Raw genomic sequence first — 3,325 nt, forward strand, 5'->3', positions numbered from 1 at the left:
CCGGGTTCGCGCACCGGTCGCCGTCGACGGTCGCGGTCGCGTGCGCGGCGTGCGCGATCCCGGCCGCGGCGATCGTGTGGCTCGTGACCGCGGTGCCCGCGCTCGTCGCGGTCGCCGTGATCGCGGCGGCGGCCGCTCCGGTGCTGTGGCTGCGAGGACGGCGCCGCTCGTTGCGGCGGGCGCGACGGATGCTGTGGCCGGACGTGTGCGATCTGCTCATCGCGGCGGTGCGCGCCGGCCTGTCCCTGCCCGACGCGGTCGCCACGCTCGCGACCTCGGCGCCGGCGCCGTTGCGGCCCGCGTTCGCGGCGTATGCGACCGACCTGTCCGCATCCGGCCACTTCGACGCGAGCGTCGCCCGGCTCAAGGCGGCGCTGGCCGACCCCGTCGCGGACCGGATCGTCGAGACGCTGCGGATGGCCCGGGAGGTCGGGGGCACACAGCTCGTCCCGGTGCTGCGGTCGCTGGCTGCGGCGGTGCGCGCGGACGCGGCCGTACGCGCCGAGGTCGAGGCCCGCCAGTCGTGGGTGCGCGCAGCGGCGGTGCTCGGCGTGGTGGCCCCGTGGGTCGTGCTGCTGCTGCTCGCGCTCCGGCCGGAGGGAGCGCGAGCGTACAGCAGCCCCGAGGGCGTCGTGCTCATCGTGGTCAGCGCCGTCGTGTCGGTCGTGGCGTTCCGGCTCATGCTGCGGCTCGGCCGGCTGCCCGAGCCCCGGCGGTGGTTCGGGTGATCGGCGAGTCCGCGGCGACCGCGGCGGCGTTCGGCGCGCTGCTCGGCGGCGGCATCGGACTCGGCCTGTGCCTGATGCTGTGGGCGTTCCCGCGGTGGGGTGCGGTGAGCCTGGACCGGCGCCTGCTCCCGTACGTGCGCGACGTCGCCGACCCGCAGGGCCTCACGCCCCTGACAGCACCGCCGCGGCCGGGGTCGGTGCCCGGCATCCTGAGCGCGCTCGCCACGCGGATCGGCGGCGCGGATGCCGTGACGCGGCGACTGGTGCGCGCCGGCCGCGCGCCGGATGCGGCGAGGTTCCGGGTGCGGCAGCTGTGGTGCGCGCTGGCGGGGCTGCTCGTCGGCGCCGTGGTCGCGGTCGCCGCCGCGCTGGCCGGCAGCGGCGTGGCCACCGCGATGCTTCCCCTCCTCGGCGCGGCGGTGGGCGCACTGGCCCCCGAGCTGGAGGTGCGGCGCGCGGTGCGGACGCGGGAGCAGCGGATCGCCGAGGAGCTGCCCACGGTGCTCGAGTTCCTCGCGCTGTGCCTGGCGGCGGGGGAGAGCACGTTCGATGCGCTGCGCCGGGTGGCCGCGGTCGGCGACGGCGAGCTCATCGCACTGCTGCGCGCGGCGGTGGTCGAGGTGGGCACCGGGGATGCGCTCGCGGACGCGCTGCGGGGCGTCGCGGCGTCCGCGCACGTGCCCGCCCTGGCCCGGTCGGTCGATCAGATCGTCGCTGCGATCGAGCGCGGCGCGCCGCTGGCGCAGGTGCTGCAGGCCCAGGCCGGCGACGCGCAGGAAGAGGCCAAGCGTCAGCTCATGGAGCGTGCCGGACGGAAGGAGATCGCGATGCTGTTCCCGCTCGTGTTCCTCATCCTGCCGCTGTCGGTGCTCATCGCGATCTTCCCCGGTGTGCTGATGCTGCGGCTCGGGGTGTGAACGGCGCGGCCTGCGCCAGGCGGAAGGAGAGCAGGACATGGACACAGGACGACGCGGGTGGGTCGCGCAGGTGCGCTCGCGCGCGGGCGGGTTCGCCGACGATCGCGGCGACGTGCCGGGCTGGGTGCTCATCACCCTCATGACCGCGGGCCTGGTGGTGGTCATCTGGGCCCTCGCCGGCCCGGCGCTGGCGAGCCTGTTCGAGCAGGCGATCGCGCGGGTCTCCGGCTTCTGAAAGGCACGGCGATGCGACCGCGGTGGCCCTCGGCGACGGATGAGCGCGGATCCGCCCCGGTGGAGTTCGTGCTCGTCGGCACACTGCTGACCGCCCTGACCCTCGCGGTGCTGCAGCTCGGTCTCGCCGTCTACGTGCGCAACGTGCTGCACGACGCCGCGGTGGAGGGCGCCTATCACGCGGCGCTGGCCGACACGTCCGATGCGGAGGGGGTCGACCGCACGCGCGAGGTCATCGCCCGCGCGATCGGCGCCGACTACGCGCAGGACGTGACCGTCGGCGCGGATGAGGCGGACGGGTATCCGGTCGTGCGGATCACGGTGCGTGCCCCGCTCCCGCTGATCGGGCTGATCGGACTGCCCGGAACCTGGGAGGTGACCGGCAGTGCCCCGGCCGAGTCTGTCGACTGACGCCGGCTCCGCCTCCCTCGAGTTCGTCGTCGGGGGCCTGCTGCTGCTCGTGCCGATCGTCTACCTGGTCGTCGCGCTCGGCCTGATCCAGCAGGGCGCGCTGGGAACGGACGCCGCCGCCCGGCAGATCGCGCGCGCGATCTCGCTCTCGGCCGACGCCGCGGAGGCGGATCGACGTGCGCAGCGGGTGCTGACCGACATCGCCGTCGAATACGGCCTCGATCCCGGCGCCCTCGCGGTCGACGTGTCGTGCGGCGAGACCGCCGGCGGATGCCCGGAGGCGGGCGCGACGATCACCGTGACCGTGCACGCCCGCATCGCGCTGCCGCTGGTTCCGCCGATCCTCGGGCTCGACGAGGTCGCGGCGGTCCCGGTCGACGCGACCAGCGTGCAGAAGGTCTCCCGCACGTGGGGAGGCGCGCCGTGATCGCGCGCCTGCGCGTCCGGCGGGACGCGGACGACGACGGCAGCATCCTGCCGCTCACCCTCGGCTACGCGGTGCTGATGATCGCGCTCGTCTACGTCTGCACGTGCGCGACGAGCCTGTACATCGCGCAGAAGCGCCTCGACGCGGTGGCGGATGCCGCGGCCCTCGCCGGGGCCGACGGCTTCACGCTGACACTCGTCGCGGGAGCGCCGCAGGCGACGCTGACCGATGCCGGGGTCGCCGCCCAGGCCGCTGCCATCGTCGCCGACTCCGGCGCCGCGCAGCTGATCGACGCAGGAACGCCGGACGGCGTCTCGGCGCGGGTCACGGTCTCGGCCCGCTGGGAGGCGCCGCTGCTGTCGGCCTTCGTGCCCGACGGCGTCGTGCTCACGGCGACGGCGACCAGCCGCACCGCACTGCGCTGAGCGGACCTCCGTGGGCGTCTATCCTGATCCGTACCACCCCGAGGGCACGAGGCGTTACGCCGGAAGGGACTCCGCATGGGCGCGGACGACGAGTCGACCACACCACGCTGGGCGCCGCCGCGCCCGCCGGCGGCGGCCATCGCACGGCCGCGGCTGTCGGCGATGCTCGCGCAGCCGTGGGAC

The 3,325-nt window shown here is 75.5% G+C and carries 6 protein-coding genes; all 6 read left to right on the forward strand.

The window, feature by feature from the left end; genetic code table 11:
* A partial coding sequence (locus tag QM626_RS10435) for a type II secretion system F family protein (RefSeq protein ID WP_415076714.1) occupies nucleotides 1-728 on the forward strand: 728 nt, incomplete at its 5' end.
* Nucleotides 725-1,645 carry a type II secretion system F family protein gene (locus QM626_RS10440; RefSeq protein ID WP_415076716.1) on the forward strand — a complete coding sequence of 307 codons (921 nt, stop codon included), beginning with the start codon at nucleotides 725-727 and terminating at the stop codon, nucleotides 1,643-1,645. The genes QM626_RS10435 and QM626_RS10440, both read left to right, overlap by 4 nt.
* A 37-nt stretch (nucleotides 1,646-1,682) precedes the next feature.
* Nucleotides 1,683-1,880, forward strand: coding sequence for a hypothetical protein (locus QM626_RS10445; RefSeq protein WP_415076718.1), 198 nt, complete (start codon nucleotides 1,683-1,685; stop codon nucleotides 1,878-1,880).
* Between the two features lie 11 nt (nucleotides 1,881-1,891).
* Nucleotides 1,892-2,290 (forward strand): TadE/TadG family type IV pilus assembly protein, encoded by a 399-nt coding sequence (locus QM626_RS10450; protein WP_415076720.1) that lies wholly within the window; start codon nucleotides 1,892-1,894, stop codon nucleotides 2,288-2,290.
* A complete protein-coding gene (locus tag QM626_RS10455; RefSeq protein ID WP_415076722.1) occupies nucleotides 2,265-2,717 on the forward strand; it encodes a TadE family protein in 453 nt (150 codons plus the stop codon). The genes QM626_RS10450 and QM626_RS10455 overlap by 26 nt, the downstream gene beginning before the upstream one ends.
* Nucleotides 2,714-3,142, forward strand: coding sequence for a pilus assembly protein TadG-related protein (locus tag QM626_RS10460; protein WP_415076724.1), 429 nt, complete (start codon nucleotides 2,714-2,716; stop codon nucleotides 3,140-3,142). Before QM626_RS10455 ends, QM626_RS10460 begins: the two co-directional genes overlap by 4 nt.
* Nucleotides 3,143-3,325 lie beyond the last annotated feature (183 nt).

The sequence above is a fragment of the Microbacterium sp. genome, assembly GCF_047606385.1.
In the GTDB taxonomy this organism is placed as follows: domain Bacteria; phylum Actinomycetota; class Actinomycetes; order Actinomycetales; family Microbacteriaceae; genus Microbacterium.